Origin of the sequence: Paenibacillus glucanolyticus, assembly GCF_037333485.1 — a bacterium.
GTDB classification, from domain to species: Bacteria; Bacillota; Bacilli; order Paenibacillales; family Paenibacillaceae; genus Paenibacillus_AQ; species Paenibacillus_AQ glucanolyticus.
The window spans coordinates 1,434,249-1,450,829 of sequence record NZ_CP147845.1; the positions used below are offsets into that span (position 1 = coordinate 1,434,249).

A 16,581-nucleotide genomic window follows, 5' to 3' on the forward strand; every position below is an offset into this window, starting at 1 on the left:
AATTAAAGACAGCGGTCCTGTAACGATGTAAAATAATGGACATGATGTAGGGTTCATTATTATAAGGTAAAGGACTGTTATGGTTGTCGACCCATTCCAACACTGAATCCAAACCGATCTCCGGCAGAAGATTGCTGGGGATTACTTTATTATTTATCGTGATATTACTCTTCATACGATTCGTATGGTTTAAGTTCATCATGGTACCCGAACAAGTCTCGTTCCAGCAGGGGGTGTTAGATCTGCGGGGGTGGCAGGCGGATGACCGAAATATGGTTGCTCTTAATGGGGAATGGATCTTTTATCCGAATCAATGGAGGGGCCCTGAACGGCTGCATCATCAAGGAGCACAGACGGCCTCCGATTCATGCTGCCTGCAGGTTCCCGGCCCTTGGAAGAGTTTGAACGAGAACGGAAGCGAGATCGGATACGGAACCTATCGTCTCAAGGTGCTCGTACCGAAACAGAGTGCAATTTATGGCATCTGGATCACGGATATCCGTACGGCCTATCGTTTGTACGTCAATGGCGATTTAGTGCACGAATTAGGCCATCCGTCTGATACGCCAGACACTCATGTCGCCAGGAATGTGCCTCATGTCGCAATCTTTCCACCGGGCATTGGAAATGAGCTGGATATCACCCTGGAAGTGAGCAATTATCAATATCCGGATTCCGGCGGAATCCGGCTGCCCATCAAATTTGGAACGGCTGAAGCGGTCATGAAGGGGAAAGCATTCTCGGAAAACATGCAGCTGCTGGTGTGCATCGTGTTACTGCTTCATGTCTTGTATGTGTTTATTTTGTATCTGATCGGCTATCGGAGCAAAGGCCTATACTATTTTGCCGGTCTCATTCTTGTCACTCTCCTTGCCACGCTGGTTGACGATGATAAGCTGCTTCTTGCCTGGCTTCCTGTCATTAATTTTGAATGGACGGTGAAGCTCAGGGTTATCAGTTATGTGGCAATTTCTCTATGCTTGATTCTGTGCACCAAGCATCTGCTTCAGCCCAGAATCAAGGAGGTCTTTTATCGGGTCTACGTGATTCTGGCAGTTTCCTATGCAGTGGTTTATTTGATTCTGCCGTTTCATCTTATGGTGTATCTCACTAAATTTTTGTCCGTGGTATTAATAGGTGCCGTGTTGTTTCTGCCCTCAATGGCCAGAAAGGCGGTCAATGAGCGGACGGAGGCCGCGATATTCATATTGCTGTCGGCCGTTGCCGTGTCCTGCAATATTATGCTAAGCGGAATTCTTAGATTTTGGTATTTCAAAGAGCTTCCGTATTATCCGGTTGATCTGATCATCGCATTTCTCGGTTTCGCCTCCTTCTGGTTCATCCGCTTTACGAGAAACGCTGTCGTTCTGAAGGAACAGGCTGAGCGGCTGAAGCGTGCAGACAAGATGAAGGATGAATTTCTCGCGAATACGTCTCATGAACTGCGGAACCCGCTGCACGGCATGATTAATATCGCACAAACGCTGCTGGATCGGGATAAGAAACAAGAAGCACCAGCGAAAGAGGATCAAAGACAGCTTGAGCTGATAACCGGAATTGGCCGGCGGATGTCGCTGCTGCTGGATGATTTGCTGGATGTTTCATTGCTGAAGGACAACCGAATGCGGCTTAACATTCAGCCTGTTCATCTTCAGGGTGCAGCCCAGGGTGTGCTGGATATGCTCCGGCCGATGGCGGAAGGCAGACCCATCGAGTTGGTATGTAAGATCGCAGATGACTTTCCTAAGGTACGCGCTGACGAAAGCCGTTTGGTCCAGATTTTGTTTAATTTGATCCATAATGCGTTGAAGTACACCGAGCATGGCCGAATTGAGCTAGCTGCGGATGCGGATCAGGCAACCGCTCGCGTCCATGTTCGTGATACGGGGATCGGCATGGAGAAAGAGACGCTGGGACGTATATTCCACCCATATGAGCAGGGTGATTCCCGTTTGACTGCTGCAAGAGGCGGCTTGGGGCTTGGGCTGAGCATCTGTAAACAGCTGGTCGAGCTGCATGGAGGGAATCTTTCCGTGTCATCTGTTCCCGGACAGGGAACTTCATTTACGTTCACCTTGAAACTGAACGAGATTACGGCACAGGAGAAGCTGCAGACTCAGGAATTGATCGCAGCGGCCGCTTCATCCTCAACTTCATTACAAGAGACGGGGGCCGCATTTGATAAGATGGATGTGTCCGATAAGGAAAGGACCGAAGCGGTGGAGGTTAAGCCGTATTCGGATCAAGACGTCTTCAGATTGCTCGTCGTAGATGATGATCCGGTTAACCTGAAGGTTATCCGTGGATTGCTCTCTGGCGAAGGGTATTGGATTACTGTCGTGACCCAGGCAGAGGAGGCCCTCCGATTACTGGAGCAGGCCGAGTGGGATCTGATCATTTCGGATGTGATGATGCCCCAGATGTCAGGATATGAGCTGTCCAGACGTATTCGGCAGAGATATATGCTCGCCGAGCTTCCGATCCTGCTGCTGACCGCCCGAAGCCAGCCCGAGGATATCCATATGGGGTTCATGTCCGGAGCCAACGATTATCTGATTAAGCCGGTGGATCATCTGGAACTAAAAACGAGGGTACGCGCACTGCTGGAACTGAAGCGGTCCATTCAGGAACGGCTGCATATGGAAGCGGCTTGGCTCCAGGCACAAATCCAGCCGCATTTTCTGCACAATACATTAAATTCGATCGCTTCATTAGGCGAGCTCGACCCTTCCCGGATGATTATGCTGATTGAGGAATTCAGCCATTATCTGAGAACAAGCTATGATGTCAGCAACTTGCAGCGACTTATACCGCTGGAGCAGGAACTGGGCCTGGTTCGTTCATATCTGTATATCGAGGGTGAACGGTATGGTAACCGGCTCCGCGTCCATTGGAATATTGCGGACGAAATTCCTGTTCAGGAATTGGAGCTGCCTCCATTGGCCATGCAGACGATTGTGGAGAATGCAGTTGTTCATGGAATATTGGTACGGGCTGAGGGGGGAACCGTGAGCATCAGCATTGCAAGTGAAGCGGAAATCGTGAAGATTATTATCGCGGATGATGGTGTCGGGATGGATGAGAAACACCTCAGCCGCATGTTGGAGCACGATCAGCGAAACCACAAACACCTCAAGGGAGTCGGCATGATCAACACAGACCGCCGCTTGAAGCAAATATACGGGCAAGGCTTGGAGATCAACAGCTCGCGGGGCAATGGAACCGTCGTTTCCTTTGTGATCAGGAGGCTTACATAATGAATACCTATTAGACCTATAGTCTTTGAATCTTGGACGAATGCTTCAGGGATGGGGTAGGATGTAGAGAACGTGATATTTTAATTTGTTTAAGGGTGAACTCCATGATCTCTTCTTTCTTAGCTACGATTTATAGCGTATTCCTGCCCATATCTCTGCCTGTCATCGGTGGAGCGCTGCTCAAACGCTTTAAGGGAATCGAAACCAAGGCGCTCTCGGCCTTGTCTTTGTATGTGTTAAGCCCGGCCCTCATCTTCGAGACGTTGGAGAAGGCTTCTATAACCTCGAACGAGGTCACGGTCACGGTTGCGTTTTGTCTTCTGAACGTGATGGTCCTGTGGGCACTCAGTGCCTTCGCTGGGAAAATGCTGGGTCTATCCCAAACGGAAAAATCCGGGCTTGCCTTGACCACCATCTTCACCAACAGCGTGAATTATGGACTTCCGCTCGTGCTGCTGGCTTTCGGGCAGGCAGGGCTGGATAAAGCCTCCGTCTATGTCATTATACAAATTATCATTATGAATACATTAGGCGTGTATCTGGCAGCAAGATCACATTTTTCGGCAGTCAAAGCGATCCGATCGGTATTCACGCTTCCCTCGGTCTACGCAGCGGCGCTCGCCGTGCTCTTCCGCGTGACGGATTTCCAGCTCCCGCAAGGGTTGGAAACCGGCGTATCCATGCTGTCCGCAGCTTATGCGCCGCTGGCCCTTGTGATTCTGGGCGCTCAGATGGTAGGCGTACGGGAAGCTGGAACGTCTTTATCCGTCACAAGGCGCGGATTCTGGTCGGGGATGGCGATGCGAATGCTGATCGGCCCGTTAGTGGCTTGGGGATTGCTCGCGATATTATCCATTAAGGGAACATTATTCTCGGTTATTCTGATTCTGTCCGCCATGCCTGCGGCGGTAAACGCCGTGATCCTTGCGGAAGAGTATGACGCCGCACCGAAGCTTGTATCCAGGTGCATCCTGTGGACCACACTGGCTTCCTTCATCGTGCTGCCTGCCATGATTGGCTTTCTTTAAATAACAAGGCCTGCTAAGGTACTATCAATTACTCCAGTCTCCCTTGCAGAATGGTTCAATCTCTTGACGAGTGTGTAAAGAGTAGTAAGCTTCAAGAGATTACCATCATCTGCACTACAGAATCGGATGGAGGTGGAGACTATGAGCAGGCAGCGCCAGGACCATGACGTGGAGATTGAGACTCGGAACATCGAGGAGCGCAGCGACTCCAGCAGGGTGGCTTCTACTTTAATCAAGTACGTTGCATATCTGATCATCTTTTTTGGTTTCTTGTATTTCCTTATCAAATACGTATTCCCGATGTTCTAAATCCAGCGGATCCTAAACGTGAAAAGCCTCTCTCAGCCATATGGGACTGACCCATAGCGTGAAAGAGGCTTTTTTTCATGAAGGGATGAGCTTTATTTCGCAGGCGGGATCATCAGATTCTCCAGTGTGGTCTTTTTATCAGACCAGTTGGCGAGCAGCTCCTGAATACATCGGATATCCGAATCGTAAAATTACATATGAGGGACCGTGTTCCTTGGATTGATATAGCGCACTTCATGCTCTTGGCGGGGCTTGATCGTTGACTTTGCGGTGTAATGTAACTATGATGGTTACATGCTAGTTATTTGAAGATTGGGACCGTCAGGAGGGATCACATGAATATAAGCAGCCGATTTGCAGTGGCTATCCATATTCTTTCCGTGCTGGAGATGAATAAGGCTGGGATCAGCACCTCAGATTATATTGCAGAGAGTGTGAATACGAATCCGGTGGTCATACGGCGTATTGTCGGCATGCTGAGTAAAGCGGGCCTTGTTGAGGTTAAACCTGGAGTTGCAGGCGCGAAGCTGGCGAAGCATCCAGCCGAGATTACGCTTCTGGATATTTATCATGCCGTTCACGTCGTGCAGGAGGATTCCCTGTTCAGCATTCACGAGAATTCGGACACGAAGTGTCCTGTGGGCAAACATATACAAACGGCCATTGTACCGGTCTTCTCTGCTGCTCAGAAGGCGATGGAGAATACGCTGCATGAGGTGAGTTTGGAAGAGATCATCAGGAATATCTACGCTTCAGCTAATGGAACATTAAACGAAAAATAGTGATGATCAACGCTCTGTCCTAGTGTGGGAAGGGCGTTTTCTTTTTGTTAGCGGTAGTAGTGCAAATAGTTGAAATGTTAATTACTGTATTTGACAAAAGTCACGTCCTGTAACTATAATGATTACAAGTTAGATGTAACTGATTTGATTACAAGTTGTCCTTATAGAACAGATGAATATATTTCTGGAATACAAACAACATTTAAGGAGTGAGAACATGACAGCCATACTACATCCATCCACAAATCTCGGACCGGTTTCTCTGCGCATCAGCAATCTGGCACAATCCGTACGCTTTTATACGGAGGTCGTTGGTTTGAAAATGCTTCGCCAACACGGCAGAGTGGCCGAGCTGACGGCGGACGGCAAGCAGCCGCTGCTGATTGTAGAGGAGGTTCAGGATCTGGTCAGACCCCAGACCCGAACGGCGGGTCTATACCATTTTGCAATTCTCGTTCCGGACCGGGAATCATTGGGGCTCGCACTTGCGAATTTAATTGCTCATAATATTCCGGTTGGTCAAGGCGACCATCTGGTCAGCGAAGCATTGTATATTAATGATCCCGATGGAAATGGCATCGAGATTTATGCCGATCGCCCGCAGGATACCTGGAAGCGGGATGCCAAGGGTGAATACGTGATGACCACCGATCCTGTCGATGTGGAGGGTCTGCTCGCTTTATCCAAGGATAAGGAATGGTATGGACTTCCGGAAGGCACCGTGATCGGGCATGTGCATTTCCATGTGTCCAGGCTGCAGGATGCACGGGCGTTTTATTGCGACGTGCTGGGTTTTGAGGTGACGGCCCATTACGGAGATGCTGCGCTGTTTATATCTGCTGGTGGATATCATCACCATATCGGACTGAATGTATGGGCTGGACGCGGTATTCCGAACACCCCGCGGAGCGCTGCGGGAATCGAGGATTATAGCATTGTGCTTCCAAGCCATGAGGAGCTTGAGGCCGTGACCGGGCGTATCCGCGAGGCCGGCTTGCAGCTGGAGCAGCGGGATGGCGTCTGGGCAGTCCAGGATCCATCGGATATCTGGATCCGATTGGTGGTTGCATAAGAGTATAGCAGAAGAGCCCGACCTCTATTTAATGATAGGGTGGGCTCTTTCTTTTTATGAGATAGCTGCCTATGGAGTAACTCAGCATGATGATACCGGCAAGTCCTAGTATAAAATGTGCAATTAGAAAGGTATCGTCTTTCACCAAGCGGATCAACCAAGTTATGCCGAAAATCATCGTTAATCCGATCCCAGCAGACAGAATGAACCGTTTCACTAGAACTCACTCCTCTCTAATTCTTGTACACTATAGAGCCCCTTGCTAGTTACATCCGGTTTAATTCCCCCAGCGTACGAAGCATAAACTCGATCATGTTCTGGATATCCCCCATCTGTTCTTCGTTAATTTTGCGGGGAAAGCGAAGCTCAATGGTGTTGTGTAATTGGGGCGAATCGTTGCCGTAGGTGTAACTTATCGTTTGCACCGGACGAAGCTCGGGCTTCCATATCTCCTCCACGATCTGCGAAATGACCGGACATTCCCTGGAAACATCTGCGATATGTTTATAGAAGCGGAGCTTCAGCTCACAGCCAGGCTGTCCCTCCGAAATTTCCAAAATCTCAGTGGCAAGATCACGCAGTCCCGTCTCCAGAATAATCTCAGCCGAAGTCATGGGCTGCTGAACTAACTCGAATCGAAGGCTGAAGCTTCTGGACATAACGGCCATATCCAGCAGGTCTGCCCTGCCGATTACATGAATAACTTCATCCAGATTGTCAAGGTCATAGACGACATTCTCAATGCCAACCTTTAAATTATCAAATATATTGGGGTCAAACATAAGGCACATCCTTCGAAAATCATAATGACATAAATACGATGAGGCTACTATATCACAATTCGGTCATAGAAGGGGAACATGCCGACTATAGGATAACAGGATTGACTGTGGATAGTTGACATGTTAGGATGATACACGACCAACAGTAAAATTAATTTTACCGGTAAAGTATAGAGAGGTGTTAAATTGGAAATTACAGGTGTCTATAAAATTAAAACCCATGAGCAGCTGAAGGCGATTGCCGATCCGCTCCGCACGAAAATACTGATGAAACTCGTAAAGGATGCCCATACGGGACAGCAATTGGCAGAGATGCTGGATATAACGCGAAACAATATTTATTTTCACTTGAAAGAGCTGGAGAAACACGGGGTTATTCAGATCGTCCGCAAGGAAGAGAAGAACGGGATCGTTCAGAAATATTATCGCGCTGTCGCGAGCCGTTTTATTCCGGAAGATCACTTGCTCCCCAGCCTCGATTTGGTGGAAACCTCGCGGCAGGTCTTTATGGAGACGCTGGATATTACCCGGACGAAGATTGAGCATGCACCGGCAGCTTCTTTTGCCTTGAGCAGCGCGAATGAGCATCACCGGAAAAATCTGGCCTCGACCTATCGTTTCCATGCTACACAGGAGAGCTTTCATGCTTTTATAGAGGAGTTCAAATTGCTTATGGACAAGCACTTCAGGATGGAGCCGACCCCAGCGGGTGGGACATCTCTGACGGCAGAAGAGAAAAGTTATTATATGTCTTTGATTGCATTTCAGGATAATCGTAAGGACATAAATGGCTAAATAAAGCTGAATGAGGGGGACATACATATGGAGCATAAACCATATCAAGTCGTGATCGATGATGTCTGGTTTACCGTATCCAAGCTTGACGACACTACGTTTGCGATCAGTGAATACGGTCATTGGGAGAAGGTGCACTCGTTTTTGTTAATTGGCGACGAGCGGGCGGCATTGATTGATACGGGACTCGGCATCGACAACATGAAGCGGATGACGGATCAGCTGACGGATTTACCCATCATGGTACTGACCACGCATGTTCACGCGGACCATATCGGCAGTCACGGGCAATATGAAGATATTTATGTGCATGAGGCTGAGGAGGACTGGCTTGTCAGCGGTATTAAGAAGCTCTCTGTTGAACAGATTCGCAAGGATATATCACGCGATATCACAAGACCCGTACCGGCCTCCTTTGATCCCGCAGCGTACACGCCTTACCAAGGGCAGCCGACGGGTCTCCTCCGGGATGGAGATATCATCGAGCTTGGCGGGCGAAATCTAGTCATCTACCACACACCGGGTCATTCTCCCGGTCATATCGCATTGTTTGATCCGAGCCGGGGATATTTGTTCACGGGGGATTTGCTGTATGACGAGACACCGGTCTACGCATTTTACCCTACGACAAGCCCGGAGGATCTGGTGAACTCGCTGGAGCGGATAGCGGATATCGACGGGGTGAAGCGGATTTACGGAGCCCATAATACGATCGGGCTGGACCCGGTCCTGCTGGACGAGGTTCGAGCAGCGGTGCAAGCACTGCGGAAGCAGGATCTGGTCCGATTTGGGACGGGAATTCACCGGTTTGACGGATTTTCGGTTCAATTCTAATACACGGTTTATAGGTTAAAGCCGTTAAAGCCGCCTGCACTGCCAATATAGAAATTGGAGTGGGGCGGCTTTATTAGGGAGTGATACTACTGAGGGATCATGCTACTTCCACAAGCCCATGAGGGCATGGGCTTGGTAAGACAGATTCAACCGTGCTTTATTCGATATCGTTCCCGGTTTCTTCATCTCCTCAAGCTGAGCAATAAATGTATTCATGAATTTGAGCGCTTGCCCCCTGGAGCCTTTGCTCATGTGAAACTTCGCCTGCTTCAGGGAATGGGTAAGCCGGGAGTGCAGCGGATTTGTCAGTTCGCCCGAGAGGGCATATTCGCTCACCCGATTTTCCAGCAAATCCAGCATGCCCGGTGATTGATAGTAAGGAATGGGAACAGCTGAAAAGTCCGTATCGGATGCAAAATAAAAGCTGGTGTAAGAAGGCTGGTTATACGTTGTATTCTGCCGGGCAACCTCTACCCGGTACTGCGGATCATGCATTAACGTATAGAGTTTTCGGTCGGTGACCTCGGTACTCAGATAGATCCGAAGTGCGGAGCTGTCCGTAGTGCGCACCACCAGCTCTTCTCTCCAGTCTCCGAAGATATCGGCAACGAGCGCCGGATTTCCCTTCGTACCGTTATTGGTGCGTGTGCCTTCTGCGGTGAGCAGTGTTCCATGGCGCCAGCGCTCAATGGAAGGCGTCAGATCTGAATTTCCGTTAATGATCTGGGTTGTCATGTCGGCGGACCATTTGATGTTCATGTTTGTGCCCGGCATGGCGGTGGAAAGCTGCTTCCCGTCTGCAGTCCACGTCCCGACAGCCCAGGTTTCAAGTCCCCGCTGATCGGGATCGATATCCCCAATCATGCCGCGGCCGGTGTCTTTTCCGGTATAACCACCGTACAGCAGCTCGCCTGTTGCAGCGTCACGGAGGGAATAACCGTAAGGGGCATAAGTGCCGCCTTCATGAACCATGAAGATTTCGAGACCCGGTCGATCCGGATCGATATCGGTCACATGCATCGCATCCCCGTGCCCAAGGCGAGCCACCGTACCGGGATCTGCGCTCTGGGGCGGAAGCACGTCCGTGGAGCTGTACAGCAGCGTGCCGTCATGGTCAATCGTTGCGGAGCCGTATACGATTTCCTGTTTGCCGTCTCCATCGACGTCGGCCGCACTCAGAGAGTGTGCCCCTTGCGTTGTCAACGTACCGAAGACGGCATCGGTTCCGTCCCGGCCATGCGGGCTGTCGTTGAACGGATTGGTCATGGGCGTCCAGCCGCTGTCCACGTACCAATGCTCCTTTAAATGCTTCCCGTCCCATTGATAGGAGACCAGCGTGGATCGGGTGTAATATCCCCTAGCGAATACGGCATAGGGCTGTACTCCATCAAGATAAGCGACAGCAGCAAGGAAGCGGTCCACGCGATTCCCTGGCTCAATTCGGGCCATCGCATAATCGCCCCACATCAGACCGTCGTCATGTCTGCCGGGTTTGTAACGGATGGTTTCCAGCTCTTTGCCGGTTGCGCCTTCGAATACACTGAGATATTCCGGACCCTCCACGATAAACCCTTCGAAGGCCCGGAGATTATTGCGGGCGCTTCGCTGCGGCGCATAACGATCCATGAAATCATCGACCAGACTTTCGGCATCGGTGCGGGAGAGCGGATAGCTGTATTTTTTCTCCATCCCGAAGCTTTCTTCCAGTGTAGCCGGCCAATGGCCGCTTGCGACCTCTTCATGCTGATGCCAATTCATGAACAAACTCACCATATGCTCGTAATAGCCGTCTTTACTCAGCCGGTAATCGTCCTGATTGGAGTAACCAGCCTTCACATCCTCGGGCAGCAGCGTAATGTATCTCTGGGAGGTCATGTTGCCCGCAGGGTCATAGCGCAGAATTTTGGTGCCGGGTGCTGTCTTGAGCATCATTTCCGCTTTGCCGTCACCGTCAAAGTCGTAGACCATGAACTGCGTATAGTGTGCGCCTGAACGAATGTTTACACCGAGGTCGATCCGATACAGCAGGGTACCCTCCAGTGTGTAACAGTCAATGTAAGTGTTGCCGGTGTATCCTATCTGGGAAACGTCTTTGGAGTTGGAGGGGTCCCATTTGACAAAAAACTCATACTGCCCGTCGCCGTCGACATCCCCGATGCTGGCGTCATTCGCGGAATACGTATACGGCTCTCCGGCAGGCGTCATGCCAGCCGCCGGTTTCTGGAGCTTCAAGTCGTAGTAAGGGGAGGACCAGGGGGCAGAGTCTGCACTTTGATCCACTTCTTTGCCGTCGATAACGGCGGATACGTAATAGGTCGATGAACTTGTACCTGATGGGTCCAGATAGTTGGTGCTGTTCTCCACAACGGCAATTTTGGCGCCGTCCCGGTATACATGGAAGATCGGACCGGTCAGTCCTTTGCCGCTATAGCCGGTCACTTCATCAGCAAGCAAACGCCAGCTCAGGAAGATACCTTCCGATGTGGGGGCCGATACGATCCCCCTGTCCAAATATTCCAGCTGGATGCGGCTGGCTTTCGCATTTGCTTCCTGCGGACTGCCCTCCAGGTCATGTGATTCCGCCGCAAACAATGGGCTGCTACCGCCAATCATAAGCGGAATGATAAGGGCTGCTGCCAGCAGCTTGCGGTAAAAGCTGATGATTATTCCTTTCTTCATGTTCAGCCACCTTTCCATGGTTGGTGTGGATGCTGATATACAGCCATCCGTATGCGCTTTCATTTACGGGGTGTGGAAATCCTCCTTCCCTTATGGAATGGAAAGTTATTGGAAAATCACTTTCATTGTATGGAACATTGGGGATTGGCAACATACAAAAAACAGGCCATTTGATTTAAAAAACAGAGTTTATTTCCTTGTTGGATATAAAGGGGAATATCAATAAGTCTTGCAGCGAGGGGTGCAGAACTTATTGATCCATGATTTATTTCAAGGCTATCGGGAGGGCGTAGTAGTTAAAAGCCTTGTCCAGCAGCGCACAGGCTTCTTGACGAAGGAGCAGCTGCTTGGAACGAAAGTGGACCGAGCCGTCTTGTTGGACGCGGGTGTCCGGGTCCACGACACCATTTCCGACAAGCGCTTGAACGGCTTCTACCGCCCAGGCATCTGTCGAACCGGATAAGGTAACCTTGGTATCCACGTTCAGCTGTCTTAGATTCTGGATCATGACAGCGGCAACTTGCCTTGTAATAGGCTTCGAGCGATGATAACCGGGAATGCCTTGGATCATTTGCTGTTGATTGGCTTTGGCCGCGACAGGGAATATATTCCACCCATGGGCCGGGATCAGCAGGTCTGCGAATTGTCCCTGCGTCATCGTTCCTTTGGGATCAAAGCGATTTCCCCCTATGCCCTGAATTAAGCCCAAAGTCTGCAAATGATCGATGTGGGTTCTAAACTTGCTGTTTGACGGCACATCTGCAAAAGGAGGTTTAGACTCCATTTTCTGAGATTCCGCTACGACACCCAGACCGACTGGGCTGGTGTAGTAAAAATATTGGATTTGTCCGGCTGCTCCTTTTTTGAAGCTGACTTTGTTTCCCAGCTCATCCTGGAACAGCAGGGCATTGATTTTCTGAAGCGTATGTTTACCCGTTGTGGAATCTTCCATGGTAAGATGGCCGTTCTCGTAAGCGAATTGAGTTCGAATGCTGAAAGCCCGGGTGTTTTGATAAATCCCGGTATATGGCTTGGCTTCCTCTTTGCTTAATTCTACGAATGCAGGCTGCGGACTTGCTTCCGTTTCCGGGAAGTAGTGATCCATGAACGCCTCGTAGATCTCCAAGCTCATGTTGGTGTCGTTATTATAGGACATGTAAAAGCCCGTATTATGCTCCGGAATCAATACCATTAAGGAGGAATGTCCCGGCATATTGCCGCCTTTCAGGACGACATGGTGTCCATTCATTAGTTCTTTGTAGTAGCCTTCGAAGCCAACGGTGGCGATGGGGATCGAGGCTTCTGCGAAGGTTTGGTAAGTGTGCATCTGCTTCAAGCTTTGCAGGCTTACCAGCTGTTTATCGCCAGCCCTGCCATTTTGCAGCTGCATCAGAAGATATTGCGCCATGTCTTCGCCCGTGGATAAGATGCTTCCCTGAGGTCCATCAGTTGGAGCGTGACCAGACAGCGGCTGGAACTCTCCGGCCGGGCTGTAGTGGGAGGCCAGCCGCGCAAGCAGCTCCGGTGTGAATCGCACACTTGTGGATTTCATTCCCAAAGGCTCGAAAATATTCTTCTTCATATATTGGTCATAACGCATGCCGCTCATATTCTCCACTGCGTAACCGGCGAGCAGAAAGGCAAAGTTGTCGTACGTATAAGCTTCTCCTGGCGGACGGACCACGGTAGGCATATGCTTCTCCAAAAATTCTCTGGTCGGAATGTCCTGCCTCACGTATTCCGGTGAGACGTAGGTGGTAATGTCAGGCTTATCCACGCCGCTGGTGTACGTCAGCAAGTCGAACATGGTGATCGGCTTCCCTGTCTTGTTCGGAATCTTCAATCCGGCCAAATATTCTTCTATGTTATGGTCCAATTGGATTTTGCCCTGATCCACGAGCTGCATCGCTGCCAAGGCCGTGAACGTCTTGCTAATGGAAGCAATCTGAAATACGGTCTGAGAATCTACGGGAATTTGCTTCTTTTTATCGGCATACCCATAACCCTTGCTGACAAGCACCTTACCATCTTTGACAACCACAAAATTGGATCCGGCGACATTGAATTTTTTCATTTTGTCGGCAAACAGCGGATCAGCGAATGTTAACAACTCCTGTACATCCTCAGGTCCGTTACGGACCGGGGCGGATAATCCCGCCGGAGAGGTAATCGTATTCGTTGTCGTATTCGAGGCTACGGTTATAAGAGGTCCATTCCCCAATAGTGCAACCGCTGCAAGAGCTCCGGTCGTTACAAATAAACATGCCTTTTTCAGTTTCGGGTTGTTCCATTTCATTGATATCATACTCCTTCAGTTATGAGATTGGATAAGGCTGGTCCGATGGCTCCTTGATCCTGCATTTCATCATCTTGGGGCTTGGACGGCTTGATCTCCCACAGTATGGCAAACGGGTTGTCATATCGGCCAGTAACAAGCTGTCATCTCTTTGATGCAGCAGTGTCATATGACAATTTGACACTGTCCGATATGACAATGGGTGAAGTAGGATACAGGAAATCGAGGTCGCCAAGACCTGAAGGGAGCTCTGATAAGTATGAAGAAATGGCTGAGGGAATATCTGTTGAACTTTTGTTTTTTGATGTTGACTTTTGGAACCGGGGTATTTTATTTTTGCTATTATCTCGTGGGCCTGGTGTTTGGCTTGAGTATGTGTTTTACCATCGTGGGAATACCGATCCTTACGTATCTTCTGCGAACGACCCGGACCTTCATGAATTATGACCGGATCCAGACAAAGTTCTATACGGATATTACGATTGAGCCTGTTATGAAGAGGAAGGCGCACTCTGGGTCTTCCTGGACTCAGGCCAAGGAAGAGCTTGCGAACGTACGAAATTGGAAAGCGGTGTCGATGTTAATGCTGAAGTTTATCGTTGGCATCATTAGTTTATTCTGTGGCGTTATATTTTGTATTGTCCCTGTCTTGTGGATATTGGCACCATGGACCAGTTCGGTTGTGGATGTGAATTTAGGGAACCTTCGCATTGATACGTTGCCGAAATCCCTGCTTGTGATGGTGGCTGGCATTCTTTTTGCTTACGTCGGGTCGTGGGCAGCTAAGGGGGCAGCCAGACTGACAGGCCGCTACACGCAATGGATGTTCTCCGTTTGGCAGTAGACACATGCTGGGAGCCATGTCATATTAATGAGGTATCGTGAGAGGGAATACAAGGAGTGGTAGCTTTGTTTGACATCGTGAAGCAATGGAAGTGGTACGACTGGGCGATGCTCCTGCTCCGCATGGTGGCCTGCATCTCTCTGATCTTAACGTTCATTGAGCTTCGAGATCAGTTTACTCTGGCGTTATGGGTTGTCGTCTTGTGGGAATTGGCGGCTTTCTCGGTACCATGGCTGTGCCTGCTGTTGAATCATAAAGCATATTGGGTTACGGAAACCGTCATTTCGGGCGGTATCTCTATATATTTGACCTCCATATTTCCGGCAGCCTATCTGTCATTTATTGTACCGGCTTTTCTGATGGCTGCGAATAGCTCGGGCATTGCGTATCGATGGACGGGGCCAGTTACTATAGTGCTGATACCGCTGCTGATCAAGCTGTATGCGCCATCAACGAATTTGATCCTGATGATGGTTCATGTCGCGCTTGCGTTTGCATTTGGATTTGCTTTTCATCTGTTAATGGTCAATCATCGCCAGAATGAAATCATTCGAACGCAAAATACAGTGTTGGAGCAGTATTTGTCTCAGGTTGAGCGGGTCACGCTGCTCGAAGAGCGCGAACGCTTGTCCAAGGAACTGCATGATACGATGGGCCATACGTATACCGCTGTCATTATGGGGCTGGAAAGCCTTCGCTCCACGGCAGCTGACGCAGCTGCGCAACATAAGCTGTCTGATCTGCTGGAATTGACGCGGACAAGTCTGGATGAGATTAGAGGGTATTTGCATGAGTTGGATTCTCCCCAGGAGCAGCTTCCGTTGGTACAGTCACTCCGACAGGCAGCAGAGGAGTTTGGGCGGAACGCCGGGGTTAAGGTTGGGCTCAGAGTACTTGGGGATGAGTATCAGATATCGCGGCAGGCGAAAATGACCTTCTACCGCTGTTTGCAAGAATCTTTGACCAACAGCGTGCGTCACGGCCATGCCACGAGGATGGATGTTCTGCTTCAATTTGAGCTGCAGCAGACCCGGCTTGAGATACAAGATAACGGCAGAGGAACTGCCCGAATCCAGGAAGGATTCGGCTTAAGCGCCATGAAAGAAAGAGCCAGCCGCCTTCAAGGGCAGGTATCGATCCACTCGGATTCCGAAGAAGGCACGGTTGTGACCTGCAGCCTGCCCAGGGCGCTGAAGCCGGCAGACGATGTCATAAAGCTAATGCTGGTGGATAATGAACCCTTTGTCAGGGATAGTCTCGGAATGATTCTGGAATCGGAGAGGGATTTCGAGGTGGTTGGGCGTGCAGAACATGGTCTGGATGCCGTGAACATGTGTGAGGAACTCCAACCTCACCTCATTCTGATGGATCTGGAAATGCCCGTGATGGATGGCATTACAGCGACTCAGAGTATCAAACAGCGCTGGCCCTCCATCAAGGTGGTCATCCTGACCACGTTTGAGCAGAAGGGCAAGGCCGTTCAGGCTATGCGAAGCGGGGCTGACGGTTATTTACTGAAGACGATGGAGCCCCGTGAACTTGCCGAACATATCCGAATCGTGATTCGAGGCGGAACGCTGATGGATCCTTCCATTTCCGCGAAGCTGTTCGAAGGGGACGCGAGTGATTTTCTTGAGGAGAAGACGGTCATTGCTCCCCTGGATACTAGTGCTCCGGAGTCATCTCCGCTCAGGGTTTTATATGATCTGACGCCGAGGGAGATGGAGATTCTACAGCATCTCTCCAAAGGCATGCGGTACAAATCGATTGCGATGAAATTATATCTGTCTGATGGCACCGTAAGGAATTACGCTTCAGCCCTGTATGCCAAAATGGGCGTCCGTAACCGGGAAGAAGCCATAGAAGCGGCAAACAAGGCCGGGCTCATATGAGAGCCCAGCCT

Annotated in this window: 13 protein-coding genes; 9 read left to right on the forward strand and 4 right to left on the reverse strand. The window is 50.0% G+C overall.

The features are described from left to right. The first annotated feature begins 83 nt into the window (after window positions 1-83). The 5 genes from WDY75_RS06990 (at window position 84) to WDY75_RS07010 (ending at window position 6,448) form a co-directional block, all read left to right on the forward strand. Window positions 84-3,257 carry an ATP-binding protein gene (locus WDY75_RS06990; protein ID WP_197477174.1) on the forward strand — a complete coding sequence of 1,058 codons (3,174 nt, stop codon included), beginning with the start codon at window positions 84-86 and terminating at the stop codon, window positions 3,255-3,257. A 104-nt stretch (window positions 3,258-3,361) separates the two neighbouring features. Next, on the forward strand, window positions 3,362-4,285 hold the full coding sequence (locus tag WDY75_RS06995; protein ID WP_063480449.1) for an AEC family transporter: 924 nt from the start codon (window positions 3,362-3,364) through the stop codon (window positions 4,283-4,285). 141 nt (window positions 4,286-4,426) lie between these two features. Then, entirely contained in the window at window positions 4,427-4,594 is a 168-nt protein-coding gene (locus WDY75_RS07000) for a hypothetical protein (RefSeq protein ID WP_006212284.1), read from the forward strand. A 335-nt stretch (window positions 4,595-4,929) separates the two neighbouring features. After that, window positions 4,930-5,376: an Rrf2 family transcriptional regulator gene (locus tag WDY75_RS07005; RefSeq protein WP_006212283.1), complete on the forward strand. Its 447-nt coding sequence runs from the start codon at window positions 4,930-4,932 to the stop codon at window positions 5,374-5,376. A 217-nt stretch (window positions 5,377-5,593) separates the two neighbouring features. After that, window positions 5,594-6,448 carry a VOC family protein gene (locus WDY75_RS07010; protein WP_063480448.1) on the forward strand — a complete coding sequence of 285 codons (855 nt, stop codon included), beginning with the start codon at window positions 5,594-5,596 and terminating at the stop codon, window positions 6,446-6,448. 28 nt (window positions 6,449-6,476) lie between these two features. Here the strand turns inward: WDY75_RS07010 and WDY75_RS07015 are convergent, their stop codons facing one another. Both WDY75_RS07015 and WDY75_RS07020 read right to left on the reverse strand, forming a co-directional pair. Continuing rightward, entirely contained in the window at window positions 6,477-6,665 is a 189-nt protein-coding gene (locus WDY75_RS07015; RefSeq protein WP_006212281.1) for a hypothetical protein, read from the reverse strand. Window positions 6,666-6,714: 49 nt separating this feature from the next. Then, complete coding sequence (locus tag WDY75_RS07020) at window positions 6,715-7,230, reverse strand: hypothetical protein (RefSeq protein WP_006212280.1); 516 nt, start codon at window positions 7,228-7,230, stop codon at window positions 6,715-6,717. 186 nt (window positions 7,231-7,416) lie between these two features. On the opposite strand from WDY75_RS07020, the gene WDY75_RS07025 reads away from it, so the two are divergent. Together WDY75_RS07025 and WDY75_RS07030 are read left to right on the forward strand one after the other, a co-directional pair. Then, window positions 7,417-8,025 carry a winged helix-turn-helix domain-containing protein gene (locus WDY75_RS07025; RefSeq protein ID WP_197477173.1) on the forward strand — a complete coding sequence of 203 codons (609 nt, stop codon included), beginning with the start codon at window positions 7,417-7,419 and terminating at the stop codon, window positions 8,023-8,025. 27 nt (window positions 8,026-8,052) lie between these two features. After that, window positions 8,053-8,859: an MBL fold metallo-hydrolase gene (locus tag WDY75_RS07030; RefSeq protein WP_063480447.1), complete on the forward strand. Its 807-nt coding sequence runs from the start codon at window positions 8,053-8,055 to the stop codon at window positions 8,857-8,859. Between the two features lie 102 nt (window positions 8,860-8,961). On the opposite strand, the gene WDY75_RS07035 is transcribed toward WDY75_RS07030, so the two are convergent. Both WDY75_RS07035 and WDY75_RS07040 read right to left on the reverse strand, forming a co-directional pair. Next, entirely contained in the window at window positions 8,962-11,538 is a 2,577-nt protein-coding gene (locus tag WDY75_RS07035; protein ID WP_156515094.1) for a rhamnogalacturonan lyase, read from the reverse strand. Between the two features lie 265 nt (window positions 11,539-11,803). Then, on the reverse strand, window positions 11,804-13,834 hold the full coding sequence (locus WDY75_RS07040; RefSeq protein WP_063480446.1) for a serine hydrolase: 2,031 nt from the start codon (window positions 13,832-13,834) through the stop codon (window positions 11,804-11,806). A gap of 259 nt (window positions 13,835-14,093) precedes the next feature. Here WDY75_RS07040 and WDY75_RS07045 point away from each other — a divergent pair, with 259 nt between their 5' ends. Beyond that, window positions 14,094-14,678, forward strand: a complete 585-nt coding sequence (locus tag WDY75_RS07045; protein ID WP_063480445.1) for a sensor domain-containing protein — start codon at window positions 14,094-14,096, stop codon at window positions 14,676-14,678. Window positions 14,679-14,743: 65 nt separating this feature from the next. Further along, window positions 14,744-16,570, forward strand: a complete 1,827-nt coding sequence (locus WDY75_RS07050) for a hybrid sensor histidine kinase/response regulator transcription factor (RefSeq protein WP_063480444.1) — start codon at window positions 14,744-14,746, stop codon at window positions 16,568-16,570. Window positions 16,571-16,581 lie beyond the last annotated feature (11 nt).

Excerpts from the sequence above, each read along its gene's own strand:
- WDY75_RS06995 (WP_063480449.1), top strand. The coding sequence starts at position 3,362 with ATGATCTCTTCTTTCTTAGCTACGATTTATAGCGTATTCCTGCCCATA.
- WDY75_RS07000 (WP_006212284.1), top strand. The coding sequence starts at position 4,427 with ATGAGCAGGCAGCGCCAGGACCATGACGTGGAGATTGAGACTCGGAAC.
- WDY75_RS07005 (WP_006212283.1), top strand. The coding sequence starts at position 4,930 with ATGAATATAAGCAGCCGATTTGCAGTGGCTATCCATATTCTTTCCGTG.
- WDY75_RS07010 (WP_063480448.1), top strand. The coding sequence starts at position 5,594 with ATGACAGCCATACTACATCCATCCACAAATCTCGGACCGGTTTCTCTG.
- WDY75_RS07020 (WP_006212280.1), bottom strand. The coding sequence starts at position 7,230 with ATGTTTGACCCCAATATATTTGATAATTTAAAGGTTGGCATTGAGAAT.
- WDY75_RS07030 (WP_063480447.1), top strand. The coding sequence starts at position 8,053 with ATGGAGCATAAACCATATCAAGTCGTGATCGATGATGTCTGGTTTACC.
- WDY75_RS07035 (WP_156515094.1), bottom strand. The coding sequence starts at position 11,538 with ATGAAGAAAGGAATAATCATCAGCTTTTACCGCAAGCTGCTGGCAGCA.
- WDY75_RS07040 (WP_063480446.1), bottom strand. The coding sequence starts at position 13,834 with ATGAAATGGAACAACCCGAAACTGAAAAAGGCATGTTTATTTGTAACG.
- WDY75_RS07045 (WP_063480445.1), top strand. The coding sequence starts at position 14,094 with ATGAAGAAATGGCTGAGGGAATATCTGTTGAACTTTTGTTTTTTGATG.